This is a genomic window from Embleya sp. NPDC050154 (genome assembly GCF_044460165.1).
GTDB lineage: Bacteria > Actinomycetota > Actinomycetes > Streptomycetales > Streptomycetaceae > Embleya.
This window is the reverse complement of sequence record NZ_JBITJP010000009.1, coordinates 262783-278160: the sequence shown is the minus strand read 5'-3', so window position 1 is coordinate 278160 and position 15378 is coordinate 262783. Positions and strand designations below refer to the sequence as shown.

Genomic DNA, 15378 nt, shown 5'->3' with positions numbered 1-15378 from the left:
TCGGTGTGGGATCAGGTGTGGGGCTTGGGGGTTGGGGGGTTGTGGCGGAGGGTGTTTTGGGAGGTTACGTATTTGAGCATGAGGCGGGCGAAGTCGAGGCGTTCCTGGGCGGGCCAGTCGGCGGTGATGTATTCGTAGGCCGAGCGTTGGTGGCGGCGGAAGCGCTTCATCAGGTCGATGCCGTCGGGGCTGAGGTGGAGGACTGTGCGGCGGCCGTCCTGTTGGGAGGCGGCGCGGATCAGGTAGCCGGCGGAGATGCAGTCGGAGACCATGCGGCTGGCCACCGACGGATCCACGCTCAGGTGGTCGGCCACCGCGCCGACGGTGACCTCGCGGGCGTCGTCCTGTTCGGCCTCCAGGACGATGTTGAGTACCAGGGTGCGGCTCAAGTCCTTTTGGGAGATCGGGTTTTCGACGTCCAGGAGGGAGGAGCGCCGCAGCTTCCCGAAGGCCGGGCCCACGGCGTCGAGCAGCTCGTCGGCTGTGCGCGGCTCGTGCTTCGTCATGTCCTCATCGTACACATACGTGACCAACCGAAGACATGTGTTGACGCGAAAACGTATGCATGACAGCATGCATATGTCGGCATGAGCGAAGCGACGTGCAGACCGCAACCTTCAGACCATCGAACGTGCAGATCATCCGAGAGCAAACGAACGGGGCCTTTCCATGACCATCCTCATCACCGGCGCCCGCGGCAAGGTCGGTCGCGCGATCATCGAGCGCCTGCACTCCGCCGGACACGCGTTGCGCGCCGCCAGTGCCAACCCCGCCGAGCTGACCGTTGCGGCCGGCGTCGAGGTTGCCGAGCTCGCCCTCGACCGTCCCGAGACCTTCGAAGCCGCGCTTCGCGGCGTTCGCCAGGTCTTTCTGTATCCCGAGCCCGCCGGCATCGACGAGCTGATCAAGGCCGCCGGCACGGCCGGCGTCGAGCATGTCGTCCTGTTGTCCTCGTCCTCGGTCCTGGGCCCGGGCGCCGAGAACGACCCGCTCGCGAGCCACAGCCTCCGGGTCGAGCGTGCGCTCGCCGACTCGGACCTCTCCTGTACATTCCTGCGCCCCGACGCCTTCGCGAGCAACGCGCTCGGCTGGGCGTACTTCATCGGCAAGGCGATGCCGATCCAACTCGCCTACCCGGACGCGCGGATCGCCCCGATCCACCCCGAGGACATCGCCGACATCGCCGTGGAGGCGCTCACCGGCGACTCCCTCACCGGCCGCCGGGTCACCCTGACCGGTTCGGAATCGCTCTCCTTCCGCGAGCAACTCGCCGTCCTCGCGGGCACCATCGGCCGTGAGATCCCCGTCGAGCGGATCACCCGCGCCGAGGCCGAGCAGCAGATGGGCCACCACATGCCCGCGCCGATGGTCTCCTCGCTGCTCGACCTGTGGGAAGCCGCCGACCACGGCCCCGCGGCCATCGCCGACACCACCGAGTCCCTCCTCGGCCGCCCAGCCCGCACCTTCGAACAGTGGACCCGCGAGAACGCCGCCGCCTTCACCGGCCGCTGACCGAACGAGCCTGCGCCGCACGCCCGTTCGCCCCGTCGCCCGCTCGACCCCGGCATCGCCGATCCACTCGGGAGCAGGACATGAAGCCCATCGGCTACTGGCTCAACCGCACCGACAAGGCGATCACCGCCGCCATGGACTCGATGGTGGCCGAGTTCGGCCTCACCCGCCTCGCCTGGCAGGTCCTCAACGTCGTGCAGGGCGACCCGCGGGCCACCGACACCGACGTGCGCACCGTCCTGGCCGCCAACGCCGACGTCGCCGACCTGACCGCCGCGGTCGAGACGGTCCTGGCCGACGGCTGGGTCTCCCGCCCGGCACCGAGCAGGCTGGCCCTGACCGACGACGGCCGCGCTCGGCTCGCCGAGGTCGCCGAACGTGTCGGCGCCTTCCGCCAGTTGTCGACGGCCGGCATCACCGACGAGGAATATCGGATCGCGGTGAGCGTTCTCGAACGCATCACCCGCAACCTGGAGACCGGAGCGGAACACCGCGACTGACAAACCCGGTTCGTGCCCGGGCGGCCGCGCAGGCCGGTTCAACCGTCGATGCGGTGCCGTGTCCAGAACGGTGTCAGGTCGTGGGTGGTGGCTGCCTGGGCCGCGCGCTTGAACTCGGCCGTGGTGGAGATCCCGTACCAGTGGTCCGCGGCATACCGGCGCAGCAGCGCCTCCATCGGGGCATCGCCGATCAGTCGCCGCAGCTCGTGCAGTGCGCACTTGCCGTAGTCGTAGACGACGGCCTCGTAGCGGGACGGGTGGGCGTCCCAGTACCGCATCGAGTCGGTGATCCGTTCCGTCGGCGCGGCCCAGGAGAAGCCGTCTCGGCAACCGTCGCCGGTCCTGCCCAGGGCGAGGTCGGTGGCGTACTCGGAGAACGACTCGTCCAGCCAGGGGTCGTTGTACTCGTCGTTGCCGACGATCCCATACCACCACTGGTGCGCGATTTCGTGGACGAGTGCCGTGGACCGGACCCGGTCCAGGACGAAGCCCGGGTACTCCATGCCGCTGAACCACAGATCGTCGTCCAGGACGACGTCCAGTTCGGCGTACGGGTAGGCACCGAAGCGCCCGGCGTGGGCGTCGACGCTCGTCAGCGCGACGTCCAGCATGGCCCGGGCGTCGGACGGGTCGATGCCGGCGTCCGCGTGGACGTTGATCCGGACCCCGCCGGCGGAGGTGCCGGAGACGCCGGCGAACGGCCCCGCGGCCCACACGAAGTCCCGGACCTCGCGCGCCGTCGCGATGGTGACCGTACGACCGGGCGCGCCCGGGGACTCGACCGAGGTGCCGGTGGCGGGCACCCGGAGCCGCGCGGGGTGGTCGAGGGTGACGTCGAAGTCCGCGGCGAGGGAGTAGAAGGACTCGCCGTGGTTGGTATAGGGGTCCAGATGCGTGCCTGCGGCGTCCCGAATCGCCAGCAGTGGCAACGCGTTGCCGAGTACGGCGTACTCGCCGTCGTGGCCGAACCGGTCGACGCGGTCCGGGACTTCGATCCGCAGATCGAAGGCGATCGAGGTGCGCTCGCCGCGGCCGAGCGGCTTGGGCAGGACGACCCGCAGGGCCGTGCAGTCGACGGACAGGGCCACCGGGGTGCCGCCGGTGACCTCGGAGACCGTGATCGGCGGCGCCGCACACGTGCCGTGCGCGTTGTCCCACAACCGCAGGTACACCTCGGGGAGCGGATCGACCGAGGCGTTGGTGAAGCCCACCCGCTCATGGCCGGTCCACACACGGCCCGTGGCGTCGGCGGCGAGGTCGACCGTGTACGAGGGCGCCGCGGGTGTTCGCACCCGGTCCGCGGCCGTCCACACCCTCTCCGCCGGCGTCCGGACCGCGTCCGCGGCCGGCACCTCGTCGCGCACCGACGCGACGCCCACGACGGGGCCGGGGCCGCCGCCCGCTCCGGAGCTCGCGCCGACCCCGCCGAGCAACACGGCGACGGCGGTGAGCACGGCCGTGGCGATTCTCATCGGCTGATCCCCGTCGGGTCGGCGGCGTTCGGAGGCAGGCGGCCGGGCGTGACCCGGCCGCCTGCCGATATGGCGGCGCGGGTCAGCCCGTGCGGGTCGTCTCGCGGTGGCGCGACACCGCCCGGTGCAGTGCCAGGTCGAGTTCGGGCAGGGCTTCCGCGACGTCCGTGTACTCCACGTACTCCACGGTGGCCACCGTGTGCAGCCCCTGGACCAGGAACGTGTACTCCCGGCCCCGCTCCAGCATCAGCACGATGGGTTTGTCGAAGGCACTGGCCCAACCCACCTCGATGTGGGTGCCCGGCGAGGCGGGGAAGCCCGGGAGCGCGACGAAGACGTCGGCCTTGCGGATCTCGTCCTGGTCCAGCCGGGTGCACTGGTCCGGACGCATCAGCTCCGCACCCCACGCCTCGCGGCGGTGCGCGTTGTGGACGGCGAGCCCACGCGCCTCGAAGTGCTTGATCAGGATGTCGAAGGGGGCCCGTGCGTGCTCGGGCATCTCCCCCGTGGCCGGGTCCAAGAGTTGGATGAAGGGTCCGGCCAGGAACAGCGAAGCCACGTCGAGGCCGCACAGGAAGTCGGTAGAGGGGGCGGTGGTCATACGGCTGCCTCCGGATTGGGGCCGTGGGGATGGCATGGGACGAGATGCGACGCCGTGGGGCGCGCCGCCGGCCGCAGGCGCCGGGCCGGCGGGCGGCACCGGCTCGTGATCAGGTCTTGCGGAAACACTGGATGTAGGCCTGGCCGCTCGTGCCGTAGGTGTACTCGGTGGTGTCGTACGCCCGGTACGGGTGGGACTCGACCCGGATGCTCCGGAAGTGCGGCAGGTACTGCCAACGCAGCTCCGGCTTGGTGCTGAAGAAGGGGATGAACACCCCGCCGGGGCGCAGCGCCCGGACGACCTCCGGCATGGTCTTGGCCCACAGGGCCTCGTCCTTCCAGACGTCCATGTCCAGGGCCGGGTCGAAGAACATCCCGTCGAGGCTCTCCGAGGGCAGTTCGAAGACCCGCTCGAAGAAGTCGCCGCGCTCGATGGCGAGGTTGTCGGGCAGCGAAGGGTGCCGGCTCCGGAAGAGGTCCTCGACCTCGCCGAAGAGTTCGAGCACGGTGTGGCTGCGGGTGGCCGGGTTGCCCGCGATCCGCAGTGCGGACAGCCCAAGGCCCAGGCCGACTTCGTAGAAGTCCCGGCCGTACTCGCACAACATGTCGGCGCTTGCCCACATCAGATCGCGCTCCCAGGCCTGCATCGCCTGCTCGCCGCCGATGTTCAGGGTCACTTCGCCGTCGGTCTCGACGAGTTCGATCTCGGGCTTGGAACGGGTTTCCATCGCATTCGTCCTTTGCTGTGACGGGGTCGGGAGTCGGGTTCGGCTCAGGTACGGCGCGGCACGACGCCGAAGTGCCGGCGGGCCGTGGAGACGGCGAGGTCCTGGACGGCGAAGACGGTGAAGTAGTACGCCTGTGGCGCGGTGTCGGCGGCGAAGCGCACCCGGAAGGCCACGTCCTGAGGCCGGTCGTGCCCGGCCCGGATCCTGACCACGCCCGGTTCCACCGTGGTGTCCTCGCGCAGGTAGGTGGGTACGAACAGCCCCAGCCGCACGGGTCCGGTACGGGCGACCGTGAGGGCGGCGCGCACCTCCAGCACGCCGCCCTGCTCGACCTCGTCGGAGGCGTAGGCCAGCAGGGAAGGGGCGTCGGGGACCCGGAAGGTGACGTCGCCGCAGCGCATGCAGACCGCGCAGATCGTGTCCGACACGTGCGGGAGCAGGCCCCGCCGGGTGAACTCCTGGGCGGGACGACCGCAATGGCAGGTCACCTCGCGCACGTGCGGGTCCAGCGAACTGCGGTCCCCGAAGTGCGCGGGGTAACCCATGATCTCGTTCTCGGGGTTCGCCGCGACCTGTTCGGTGATCACGTGGTCGAGCGATTGCAGGTCCGCCGTGAGCGAGGAGCGAATCTCGTCGGGCGACTGGTCGGCGAGATGGGTAGGGCGGGACACCCACAGGTCCACCTTGCGCGCGAGCTTGACCAGCCTCGGGCGCAACGCGTGGTTGTGCGGCAGTAGTTCCGAGCCGAGCAGGGTGGTCAGGCGTCGTCCCACGGTCAGTACGAGCGGGTCGGGGCGGTGCTCGGCGGGCGGCGGTGCGGCGGGCGCGTCGCCCTGCGGGAGGCCGAAGCGCATGAACGCGGGGTAGGGGTGCGACCCGGCGAGGCTGGCGTTGAGGGTGTCCACGGAGTCCGCGCCGGACAGGGCCGCGCGCATCCACGCGACGTTCTCGGGCCGGTCGGAATCGTGCACCGAGACCGCGGAGACGACGGTGCGGGCCGGGCCGTCCAGGGCGTTGAGCAGCAGTTGGTACCTGGGGTCGTACAGCGCGAGATCGGCGAGCGGGCCGCTGTTGCAGGCGCTGAGCACCACCTCGACGGCTTCCACCCGATTGAGCGGGACCAGCTTGTCCTCGGGCTTGTAGCAGGGCAGTCCGTACGCGCAGCGTGGGCCGAGCAGTCCCGCGCGGGCGGGGGCGGCGGGGTTCAAACCGCAGATGGTGAACTCGCCGAGGTTGACGCTGTCGTCCTTGCCGTGGCCCTGGAACGCCACTCGGCGCCAGCGCGTGCCGAGGATTTCGGCCTGGATGTCGACGCGTTCGAAGTCGCGGTCGTCGAAGACCCGGACGCCGTCCGGGTGCGGCGGCCGGTCGGTGTCGGTGAACAGCCCGATCGCGTGGACGCCGGTCGCGGCGGTCGCGTACTGCTTGGCCACGTTCCAGGCCACCGAGGCCGCGTCGCGTCCGCTCAGCAGCGTCAGTCCGGGCTCCCGGTCACGGTAGGTGGTCAGCAGCAACGCCCGGACCGGATCCAGGTTGAGCCGGTCGTAGCAGCCGACCATCAGCAGCGTTCCGGGGTGGCGCCGCCGGAACTCGGCGGCGTCCGCCAGTTCCTCCTCGGCCACCCAGGTACGGGCGAGCGGGCGGGCGAGCGCCGGTACGCCGTCGGGCAGGTCACGTGGGCCGAGCAGGACTCCGACATCCAGCGGTCGCGGGAGTTCGACGCCGGCGTACAGGCGGGCGGCCAGGTCGACGGCGTGTGTGAGATCCGGGCGTCCCAGGCCCGGCACGGGGATCGGAGTGTGCGCGGGTGCGGCGAGGAACTCCGCAACCGCCTGCGGCAGTTGCTCGAAGTCGAGCACACCGAACAGCGCAGGGGCCGGGATTGCATCCGGGCGGTCGTGTGCTTCGGTGACGACGGGGGCGTTCATGACGGGTGACCTCGTGTTCTGTGGGCTGACCCGGCCGGGAACGGGTCGGCCGGAGTGGGGCGGACGGGCTTCACGCACCGTCGGCTGCGATCAGGTCGCGCACCGCGCGGGGGCGGCGGCATCGGGCACCGGCAACCGGCGGCCCGCGAAGGCCAGTCCCGCTCCCGCCAGGGCCACGCCGAACGCGAGGGTGAACACGCCGCGCGGGCCGATCGGTTCGATCAGCAGACCGCCGACCTGCTGGCCCACCGCGTCCCCCAGAACGGTGGCCAGCGACGCCCAGGTGAACGCCCGCGCCAGCAGACGCTTGTCCGCGAGCGCGCCGACCAGGGTCATCTCGGCCGCCGACACCAGGGCGATCGGCATGCTGCCGACGGCCAGGGCGATCGCCAGGGTCAGCGGGGAGGTGCTCAGCACGGCCAGTCCCGTGCCGGCCGCGAAGGCCAGCACCAGGCGCGGGAAGCGCACCCGCATCGGGATCCGCGACGGGGCACGCCCCAACCACAGGGCGCCCACCGCGCTGCCGACGCCCCAGCACGCGTAGACCACACCCGTGCCGTCCGGTGATCCGTGGGCCGACACGAAGGCCGGGATGGCGAGCGTCATCAGTCCGATCGGGACGGCGCACGCGGTCATCACGCCCAGGAGCACCAGCATCGAGGGATCGCGCAGCGGGTGGCGCGGTATGCCCAAGGCGTCGGCGCCGGCCGTGTGCGGGCCGGTCGGGGCCGCGGCTTCGGTGCTCGCGGGCAGCCGGACACAGGCCAGGCCGAGGGCTCCCGCGCCGCCGATGACGGCGACCGTGGTCAGCGCCGTCCCGGCGGATCCGGACCACATCAGGGCCGCGAGCATCAGCGGCGCGCCGATGACCAGGACCTCGGTGAGCAGCGCCTCCCACAGGTAGGCGGTCTCGCGTTCCTCGTCCGTGAGCGGCATGCGCGCCCACAACGAGCGCATGCACGCGTTCGTCGGCGGGAGCGCGACACCCGCGGCGACGGCCAGGACGGGCTGCGCCCACGAGCCCGGCCGGGTGGCCCACACCAGCGTCGCGAGCGCCGCCGGGTAGGCGAGGCCGGTGACCACCAGGACGCCTCGGCGGCCGCTGCGGTCGAGGTGACGGGCGATCAGCGGGCTGCCCAGGGCCATGCCGAGCGTGTACAGCGCGGCGATCAGGCCGGCCTGCGCGTAACTGCCGCCCTGTTCGCGGATGGTCAGCACCATGGCCAGGGACATCAGGTAGACGGGCAGCCTGGCCACGACGCTCCACCCGGCCGCCGGGGCGACCTGCGGGCGGGTGAGCAGGTCGCGGAAGCGCCCGAGCAGGCCGCCGGTCCCGGAGGGCGCCGGTGGTTCCGGTGGGCTCTGCGCGGACGCGGGTTCGCCGTCTCGGCGCGGATCGGCGCTCATCGGGCCACCGGATCGGGCTCGCGGGCCGGGGCCACCTCGATCGTGAAGGCGTCCAGGACGGCCCGCATGCGTTGTTCGACCCGCGCGATCGAGTCGCCGACGACATGAACGTAGCCCGAGGCGTTGTGCGAGGCCCGGCGGGCCGCCACCGTGTCGCCGACGCCGGCGCGCAGGACCGCCTCGACGACGCCCGGCAGGCGCAGGAGTTCGTCCGCCGAGGTGACGCGGCGCACGGTTCCCGATCCGGGCAGGGGCAACAGCAGGTCGCCCGCGCAGCGGCGTTCGCGGTAGTCCAGGCGTGGGCGGTGGCCCAGGTAGACGTCCAGCGTGGCCGCGAACACGTCGAATCCGTAGGCGTGTCCGTGGTTGGCCGGGATCTCGCAACCCGCCAACCGGATCCCGATCTCGCCCGCGAACACCTGCCCGTCGACCACGAAGAACTCCATGTGCGCGTACCCGTGGTCGATGTCCATGCCGGTGACGATGCGTTGGAGCAACTCGCGCAGGTCCACCGGAGGACCCTCGTCGGTGCCGACGCTGATGTTGGCGTTCATCGCGCCGTCCACGATGTCCAGCGGACGGCAGGGCATCGCGCTGGGCCAGGCGGTCAGCACCTCCCCGTCGTGGATGAGCCCGCACACCTCCCACTCGGTGCCGCCGAGATACTCCTCGACCATGAAGTCCCGGGTGCCGTAGTCGATCTCGGCCGCGGCGGCCGGTCCCGGGAGCAGATAGGTGTCCACGCAGGCGAACGAGTCCACCGGCTTGAGGACGAGCGGCCGCCCGTAGCGCGCGGCGAACCGCTCCACCTCCGCGGCCGACCGCACCCGGGCGAACGCGGCGGTACGCAGACCCAGTTCGCGGAACCGCTCCTTCATGGCGACCTTGTCGCGCACCCAGCCCACCTGGCGTTCGTCCAGATGGGGCAACCCGACCAAGGCGGCGAAGCGATGCGCGACGTGCTGGCGCGGCTCGGAGGGATTGCAGAACCGGGTCGGCGGCTCCCGCAGTTCCGCCGCCCACTCCCGGTAGCGTTGCGCCTCCTCCGCCAGGGACACCCCTTCGCGGACCCAGAACGCCGGCAGGTGCGCGGTCTCGCGCAGGTAGTCCTCGCGCAGGTCGCCGCGAAGCTCGGCGAAGCGCAGCAGCACCAGATTCTCGGACAGCGCGCGGGCCGCGTAGCGGGTGAACGAGGAGGCCCGGTCGTCCACCATCAGCAGCACGGGACGCGGGCTCACACCGCCTCCAGCACGCGCCGGATCGCCTTGACCGCGCCGACCTGCTCGGACTCGGGCAACTCCGGGGACAGCGGTACGCACAGGGTGCGGTCCAACCGGTCCCGGGTGCGCACGAATCCGTCGTGGCTGAGCGCGAGCGAGCCCTCGGGGGCGTGGTTCCAGGGGAAGCCGTCGGCGTAGAGCGAGCGCCGGCCGGTGAGCACCGGATGCTCGGGCAACAGGTACTTGTTCAAAGTCCAGTTGGCGATGCCCTCGGCGGTCAGCGCGGCCACGGCGGCGTCGCGCAGGGCGCGGTCGCGGCAGCGGAAGCGCAGACTGACCTTCACGTCGCCCGCCGCGCGCGGCCGTACCTCCAGGTCCGCGCGGTCGGGGAGTTCGCGCATCGCGATGGCGTACATGCGCTCCAGCCCGTCCAGGAGCTCGCCGAGATGGCGGAACTGTTGGCACTGGACGGCGGCGACCTGCTCGCTGGTGACGAAGTTCTCGCCGTAGTAGGCGTCCTGGTTCCAGGTGGGATAGCGGCCGGGTACGCGCGCCGAGCCGTGGTCGTGATAGCAACGCATCGTTGCCCACGCCTGCTCGTCGTTGGTGACCACCAGGCCGCCCTCGCCCGAGGTGAGCACCTTGTTGTGGTGGAAGCTGAAGGTCCCCGCATAGCCCGCGGTTCCCACCGCGCGTCCGTCCGGGAAGCGGGCGCCGAGCGACTGCGCGCAGTCCTCGATCACGTACCGCACGCCCTGGGGCAGCGGCGCCACCGTGCCCTCCATGTGGGCCACGATCACCCGCTCGGCGTCCGGCGGCAGCAGCGTGGGGTCCAACGACAACGAGTCGTCGGTGTCGACCAGCACCGGGATCAGGCCGCAGGACAACACCGCGCCGGCCACGGCGACGAAGGTCACGGCGGGGATGTACACCCGGTCGCCGATGGACGGGCGGGTGGCGATCAGCGCGAGCCGCAGCGCCTCGGTGCAGTTGTGCACGGCCAACGCGTGGGCGGCGCCCAGGTGTCGGCAGGTCTCACGTTCCAACCGCGAGGCCATGCTTTCGGTTTCCGTCTGGTAGCGGAACAGCACCTGGTGGTCGATCGCCTCGCGCAGTTCCGCCATGTCGGACCAGTCGAGGTAGTTCGCGCCGTAGGGCAGGAAACGTTGTCCGAGACGCTTGTCCAGGGTCATCGTGCGTCCGCCTCCGTGATCGGGCATGCCGTGGTGTCGAGGAGCATCTCCTCGCCCCGGAAGTTGCGCAGGCGCAGGCCCTCCGGGGTGACCGTGAAATACGGCTGTGCGATCGGGATCTTGCCGATCCTGGTGGTCAGCACGTATTGCGGCACACCGAAGCCGGTGATGTGACCCTGCAGGCCCTCCATGATCTCCCAGCCCTTGGCCACGGAGGTCATGAAGTGCGAGACGCCGGTGACGTTGTCGCAGTGGTAGAGGTAGTACGGCCGCACCCGGATGCGCAGGAGGTCCGTCATCAGGGTGCGCATGGTGGCGACGTCGTCGTTGATGCCCCGCAGCAGCACGGTCTGGTTGCCCACCGGGATCCCGTGGCGCAACATGCGGTCCACCGCCGCGGTCGCCTCCGGGGTGATCTCCTTCGGGTGGTTGAAATGGGTGTTCACCCACACCGGGTGGTGGCGCGCGAGCATCGCGCACAGGTCGTCGGTGATGCGTTGTGGCAACAGGACCGGGAAACGGCTGCCGATCCGGATGATCTCCACGCTCGGGATCGCCCGCAGCCCGGCGATGATCTCCTCGAGCTTGCCGTCCTGATAGGAGAGCGGGTCCCCGCCGGTCAGCAACACGTCCCGGATCTCCGGGTGGTCGGCGATGTAGCGCAGATCCTCGTCGAACGACTCGCCCTCGTCGTCCCGGAAGTACGTGCCGTTGACGTCGGTGGTGTGGAATTTGCGGGTGCAGTGCCGGCAGTAGACCGGGCACGCCTCGGTGATCAGCATGATCACCCGGTCGGGGTACTTGTGCACGACACGGTTGGTCTTGCGGTAGTACGTGTCGCCGACCGGGTCGACTTCGGCACCGGAGAACTCCATCAACTCCCCGGCGGCGGGCACGGCTTGCTGCCGGACCGGACACAGAGGGTCGTCCGGATCCATCAGCGAGGCGTAGTACGGCGTGACGCTCCAGCGGTACTTGCCCGCCACCCCGGCGATCGCCTTCTCCTCGTCGGGGCTGAGGTTGATCCATTGTCGGGCCTTGTCGACGTTGGTGATGCGTCGCCGCATGTGCCAACGCCAGTCGTCCCAGTCCGTGTCGGGGACGCGGGGTCGCGCGATCCTGGGATCGACCGAGGTGGTGGCTTCGAGGGGCGTGGCGGACATGGCGGACTCCAGGGTTGACGGGCCTTCGACGACGCGAGGCGTTCGGCCGGGGCGCAGGTGGCGGCCGTGCCGGCGTCGTGGGGCGGTGGGTGGTTCGCGGTGTCGCGGGCCGTTCGGAGGAGGCGTCCACGGCGAGATGTCCGCGCGAGATGCCTACGGCGAGATGTTCACGGCGGGCCGTTTAGTGGGGCTGTTCACAGTGGGCTGTTCACATTGGGCTGTTCACAGTGGGGCGAGCGAGAGTTGGCGGAGTGTACGGGCGACGCGTTGCGCGCCGCGCAGGTCGTCCAGGTCGGGGTCGAGCACGCTCCACAGCGCGGTGGCGTTGCGCGCGGGCGGTACCCACATCGCGTCGTCCTCGGGATCGTCGGCGGGCGGAACCGGAACCAGGTGTCGTACGCGCGCGGCCAGATCGCGCTGGGTGTCGCCCAGCGCGGGCAGGAACACCAGGGGTGCGCGCCGAGCTTGGGCCAGCGCCAGGGCACCCAGGGTCGGCGCGGCCAGGAACACCTCGGCCCCGGCGTGCAGCGCGTCCACGTCGACGTCGACCGCGCGGCTCACCCGCACCTCCGGGCGGCCGGCAAGTCCCGCCAGCGCGGCGTGGATCGGCGTCAGCCGCGTGTCGCCGACCACGTCGCATCGGCCGGTGCGACGCAGCGCCTCCCGGACCAGCGTGGGCAGCGTCCCGGTGATGAACGTGTCCGCCTCGGCGTCCGGCACGTCCCACGCGGACAACAACAGCAGGGTTCCCGCGCGTTCGCGCTTGCGGGCGGAGCGGGCGGGGGCGAGCAGCCCGGTGGGCCGAACACCATTGGGGCGCGGGTCTGTTGACGCGGTTGCGGGGTCGGGCAGCCAACCGGGTCGGTGGACGCGATGCAGCGCCCGGCCGGCGGCGCCGTCCGCCGCGGTCGTCCCGCTTGCCGCGGTCGTCCCGATCGTCCCGGTCATGGCCGTCGTCCCGGTCGTCCCCTCGTGACCCGAGGACAGGTGCACGACCGGTACGCCCGATTCCAACAGCCGGTTCGTGGCTGCCTCGTCGTCGCAGACCAGGGCCACGTCCGGGACCGGGAGTGGTCGCCCGGTCGCGTTGTGCACGGGTCGCAGGTCGCCGAGATGGGCGGCGACGCGTCGCCGGGCGAGCAGCGAGTCCAGGTGGTCGTCACGCGAGACCAGCAGGATTCGGCGAGTCGGCTCGGCGGGCCCGAGTTCGGACCCGTCGGTGGCCGTTCGTCGCGGGTCCGGCCGTCGTGTGTCCGGCCCTTCCCGGGGAGTCAGTACTGCCATGGGTTCACCGACCCCAGCCGGGCGACGTCGTCGCTGTAGCCGGCGGCCGTGGTGGAACAGCCGTTGCACACCAGGGGTCCGCGTTCGCGGTAGAAGTCGGCGTGCTCACGGAACGCCGGTGTGTCCAGGCCGATCACCCCCGCCTGGCGCAGCGGCGCTCCGCCCGGGCCGTCCTCGCCCTCGCGGTGCGGAATGCAACTGCACGCGTACATCCGCCCGTACTTGCCGTCGATGTAGATCACGTCGTCGGTGACGTGGCACTGCGGCAGCGACGCGCGCGGGGTGACCGATTCGGCGAAATAGCGAGCCTGTTCCTCCGGGTCGTCGCCGTAGAAGCGCTTGCCCATCGGCACCAGCAGGGAGTTCGGATCGGCGTCGTAGACGCGGTCGCCCACCCGGCGCACGTCGTCGGGATCGGGGTAGGTGATGCTGCGATCCAGTTTGAGCGCGGACAGTTCCCACTGTCGGACCCCGGCGCGGGTCAACACCTCCTGGAGCAGCGGCATTTCGCCGTAGTTGTGCGGTCCGACCACGGTGTTGACCCTGGGCAGGATCCCGAGGTCCGCGGCGGCGCGCAGTCCGCGCAGCCCGTTGTCGAACATGCCGGGGGAACGGCGGTAGACGTCGTGGGTCTCGGCGGACGCGCCGTCCAGGCTGACGATCACCTGGGCCAGGCCCGCCTCGGCGAGGCTCTCGGCCATCCTCGGCAACATCGAGCCGTTGGTGATGAGGGACATCCGCATTCCCGCCGCCGTGCCGGAGCGCACCAGCTCGACCACGTCCGGATGCATGAGCGGTTCGCCGCCGGTGAACCGCACATAGGCCACGCCGGCGTCGCGGGCCTTCGGCAACAGATCCTCGAAGTCCTCCCGGGAGAAACGGAACGTGTCGCGCGACAGCGCGAAATCGCACATGAAGCAGTCGGCGTTGCAGGCTTCCAGGATCCTGACGAAGAGATATCGGTGACGCTCACGCACAGGGGGACCCCTTCGGGCCGGTCGCGGGCAGGACGGGTCGAGGTGAGGGCAGGGCGGGTCGAGGCGAGGGTCAGGCGGGTCCGGGCGCGCCCGGCAGGATCGCGAGCAGGGCGTCGGCCACCTGGGCCGCTCCGTCGACACCGACGGTCGCGGTCAGCGCGCCCCAGTCGGTGCCGTCGGCGGGGCCGCGCAGCGCGGTCAGGATGTCGTCGCGAAGTGCGACGGTCGTTCTCCGGCCGTCCGGGTCGGCGGCCACCGCGGCGATCGCCGCGTAGATCAGTTCCAAGGCGTGGTCCTCGCCGCGGGTGCGCAGCGACAGCGCCTCCTCCTCGGTGAACACCCCCTTGGGCCAGGCGATTCGGGTCTCGGCGCCGATCGCACGGCTGTGGAATCGTCCGTTGAAGATCTGGCTGAGGTTTTGCGGCGGCAGGCAGATGGTGGGCACGCGCAACCGGCCGGCCTCGAGCAGGGTGGTCAGTCCCGGGGAGGTGAGCAGGACGTCGCAGCCGGCCACCCGGTCCAGGAATTCGCCGTGCGCGAGCGCCCCCGTGCTCACTCGCGGGGGTGTGATGGACGCGTCCACGAGCTGCCCGGCGAGATCTGCGGGCAGGTTCCCGGCGACGTGCACCTCGTGGATCCCGTACGCGGCGAGCGCCTCCAGGACGGCCGGAACCACGATGCGCGGGTAAGCCGTCCAGTCGGCGAGGGAAGGCGCGCGCAGACCGCCCAGACTGACCACAGCCGTGCGGTACGGGCCGGCGACGGGTGCGCTCGGCCCGGCGACCGACGGTGCGGCGACGACGGCCTCCACCCAGCGCAGGGATCGGACGGACGCCAGTACGTCCCGGCACTCGGAGGGAAGTTCGACGCACTTCTGCGCGCAGTAGGCCGTGGCGTCCAGAGGCAGCGCGGCCCGGTCGCCCTCGGTCCACAGGAAGGGCAGGCTGTCCACGAACACGGTGGGTACGCCGGACGCCTCCAGCGTCTTCGCGAGCGCACCGTCCAGGACGACCACCGCGGCCGCCGCCCGTTCCGATCGGGCGATGGCGTCGATGCCGGCGGGTACGTCCTCTTCGGCGTCCGGCAGGTCGTACCAGCGGTCGATGGCGTGTTCGGACAACACGGGGCGGCCGAGTTCGGAGGCCAGGCCGACGAAGCGCAGCGGCTCGGCCGATCGTTCTCGTGCGGCCGACAGGATCGCGCCGAGTTTTCCCGTACTGCCCCAGCCGAATTCCACACCGGAGACGACCACGGTTCGTGCATTGGAATCGGTGCGCATTGAATCCGTCTCGACTTCCGGGCGGGCGAGTTGGCGGAATCAATATAGGTCGATATTCCGGATCCATGCAACCGGTTTGTCGGTCACGGTCGAGGTGTGTAATGGATATGCCGAA

Annotated in this window: 14 protein-coding genes; 2 read left to right on the top strand and 12 right to left on the bottom strand. The window is 70.9% G+C overall.

The window, feature by feature from the left end:
• Positions 1–11: 11 nt before the first annotated feature.
• Positions 12–506 (bottom strand): MarR family winged helix-turn-helix transcriptional regulator, encoded by a 495-nt coding sequence (locus tag ACIBSV_RS21050; protein ID WP_395865106.1) that lies wholly within the window; start codon positions 504–506, stop codon positions 12–14.
• A gap of 163 nt (positions 507–669) precedes the next feature.
• Between ACIBSV_RS21050 and ACIBSV_RS21045 the strand changes: the two genes are divergently transcribed.
• Both ACIBSV_RS21045 and ACIBSV_RS21040 read left to right on the top strand, forming a co-directional pair.
• Positions 670–1512 carry an NAD(P)H-binding protein gene (locus tag ACIBSV_RS21045; RefSeq protein ID WP_395865104.1) on the top strand — a complete coding sequence of 281 codons (843 nt, stop codon included), beginning with the start codon at positions 670–672 and terminating at the stop codon, positions 1510–1512.
• 80 nt (positions 1513–1592) lie between these two features.
• Positions 1593–2012: a MarR family winged helix-turn-helix transcriptional regulator gene (locus tag ACIBSV_RS21040; protein ID WP_395865102.1), complete on the top strand. Its 420-nt coding sequence runs from the start codon at positions 1593–1595 to the stop codon at positions 2010–2012.
• Between the two features lie 38 nt (positions 2013–2050).
• Here the strand turns inward: ACIBSV_RS21040 and ACIBSV_RS21035 are convergent, their stop codons facing one another.
• The 11 genes from ACIBSV_RS21035 to ACIBSV_RS20985 form a co-directional block, all read right to left on the bottom strand.
• A complete protein-coding gene (locus ACIBSV_RS21035) occupies positions 2051–3484 on the bottom strand; it encodes a M1 family metallopeptidase (protein WP_395865099.1) in 1434 nt (477 codons plus the stop codon).
• A gap of 82 nt (positions 3485–3566) precedes the next feature.
• On the bottom strand, positions 3567–4085 hold the full coding sequence (locus ACIBSV_RS21030) for a nucleoside 2-deoxyribosyltransferase (protein WP_395865097.1): 519 nt from the start codon (positions 4083–4085) through the stop codon (positions 3567–3569).
• Between the two features lie 109 nt (positions 4086–4194).
• Positions 4195–4812: a class I SAM-dependent methyltransferase gene (locus ACIBSV_RS21025; protein ID WP_395865095.1), complete on the bottom strand. Its 618-nt coding sequence runs from the start codon at positions 4810–4812 to the stop codon at positions 4195–4197.
• Positions 4813–4856: 44 nt separating this feature from the next.
• Positions 4857–6740: a hypothetical protein gene (locus ACIBSV_RS21020; RefSeq protein ID WP_395865093.1), complete on the bottom strand. Its 1884-nt coding sequence runs from the start codon at positions 6738–6740 to the stop codon at positions 4857–4859.
• Between the two features lie 90 nt (positions 6741–6830).
• The gene (locus tag ACIBSV_RS21015; protein WP_395865092.1) at positions 6831–8147 is read right to left on the bottom strand and encodes an MFS transporter; all 1317 of its coding nucleotides are present in this window, start codon (positions 8145–8147) and stop codon (positions 6831–6833) included.
• Positions 8144–9385 carry an ATP-dependent carboxylate-amine ligase gene (locus ACIBSV_RS21010; protein WP_395865090.1) on the bottom strand — a complete coding sequence of 414 codons (1242 nt, stop codon included), beginning with the start codon at positions 9383–9385 and terminating at the stop codon, positions 8144–8146. The genes ACIBSV_RS21015 and ACIBSV_RS21010 overlap by 4 nt, the downstream gene beginning before the upstream one ends.
• Positions 9382–10560 carry a DegT/DnrJ/EryC1/StrS family aminotransferase gene (locus ACIBSV_RS21005; protein WP_395865089.1) on the bottom strand — a complete coding sequence of 393 codons (1179 nt, stop codon included), beginning with the start codon at positions 10558–10560 and terminating at the stop codon, positions 9382–9384. The genes ACIBSV_RS21010 and ACIBSV_RS21005 overlap by 4 nt, the downstream gene beginning before the upstream one ends.
• Positions 10557–11723 (bottom strand): arginine 2,3-aminomutase, encoded by a 1167-nt coding sequence (gene blsG / locus ACIBSV_RS21000; protein WP_395865087.1) that lies wholly within the window; start codon positions 11721–11723, stop codon positions 10557–10559. Before blsG ends, ACIBSV_RS21005 begins: the two co-directional genes overlap by 4 nt.
• A gap of 222 nt (positions 11724–11945) precedes the next feature.
• Positions 11946–13007, bottom strand: a complete 1062-nt coding sequence (blsF, locus tag ACIBSV_RS20995) for a CGA synthase-related protein (protein ID WP_395865084.1) — start codon at positions 13005–13007, stop codon at positions 11946–11948.
• A complete protein-coding gene (gene blsE, locus ACIBSV_RS20990) occupies positions 12995–13984 on the bottom strand; it encodes a cytosylglucuronate decarboxylase (protein WP_395865082.1) in 990 nt (329 codons plus the stop codon). Before blsE ends, blsF begins: the two co-directional genes overlap by 13 nt.
• A 70-nt stretch (positions 13985–14054) precedes the next feature.
• Positions 14055–15263, bottom strand: a complete 1209-nt coding sequence (locus ACIBSV_RS20985) for a hydroxymethylcytosylglucuronate/cytosylglucuronate synthase (protein ID WP_395865079.1) — start codon at positions 15261–15263, stop codon at positions 14055–14057.
• Positions 15264–15378: the final 115 nt, after the last annotated feature.

Coding starts and splice junctions, on each gene's coding strand:
- ACIBSV_RS21050 (WP_395865106.1), bottom strand. CDS start 506: ATGACGAAGCACGAGCCGCGCACAGCCGACGAGCTGCTCGACGCCGTG.
- ACIBSV_RS21045 (WP_395865104.1), top strand. CDS start 670: ATGACCATCCTCATCACCGGCGCCCGCGGCAAGGTCGGTCGCGCGATC.
- ACIBSV_RS21040 (WP_395865102.1), top strand. CDS start 1,593: ATGAAGCCCATCGGCTACTGGCTCAACCGCACCGACAAGGCGATCACC.
- ACIBSV_RS21035 (WP_395865099.1), bottom strand. CDS start 3,484: ATGAGAATCGCCACGGCCGTGCTCACCGCCGTCGCCGTGTTGCTCGGC.
- ACIBSV_RS21030 (WP_395865097.1), bottom strand. CDS start 4,085: ATGACCACCGCCCCCTCTACCGACTTCCTGTGCGGCCTCGACGTGGCT.
- ACIBSV_RS21025 (WP_395865095.1), bottom strand. CDS start 4,812: ATGGAAACCCGTTCCAAGCCCGAGATCGAACTCGTCGAGACCGACGGC.
- ACIBSV_RS21020 (WP_395865093.1), bottom strand. CDS start 6,740: ATGAACGCCCCCGTCGTCACCGAAGCACACGACCGCCCGGATGCAATC.
- ACIBSV_RS21015 (WP_395865092.1), bottom strand. CDS start 8,147: ATGAGCGCCGATCCGCGCCGAGACGGCGAACCCGCGTCCGCGCAGAGC.
- ACIBSV_RS21005 (WP_395865089.1), bottom strand. CDS start 10,560: ATGACCCTGGACAAGCGTCTCGGACAACGTTTCCTGCCCTACGGCGCG.
- blsG (WP_395865087.1), bottom strand. CDS start 11,723: ATGTCCGCCACGCCCCTCGAAGCCACCACCTCGGTCGATCCCAGGATC.
- blsF (WP_395865084.1), bottom strand. CDS start 13,007: ATGGCAGTACTGACTCCCCGGGAAGGGCCGGACACACGACGGCCGGAC.
- ACIBSV_RS20985 (WP_395865079.1), bottom strand. CDS start 15,263: ATGCGCACCGATTCCAATGCACGAACCGTGGTCGTCTCCGGTGTGGAA.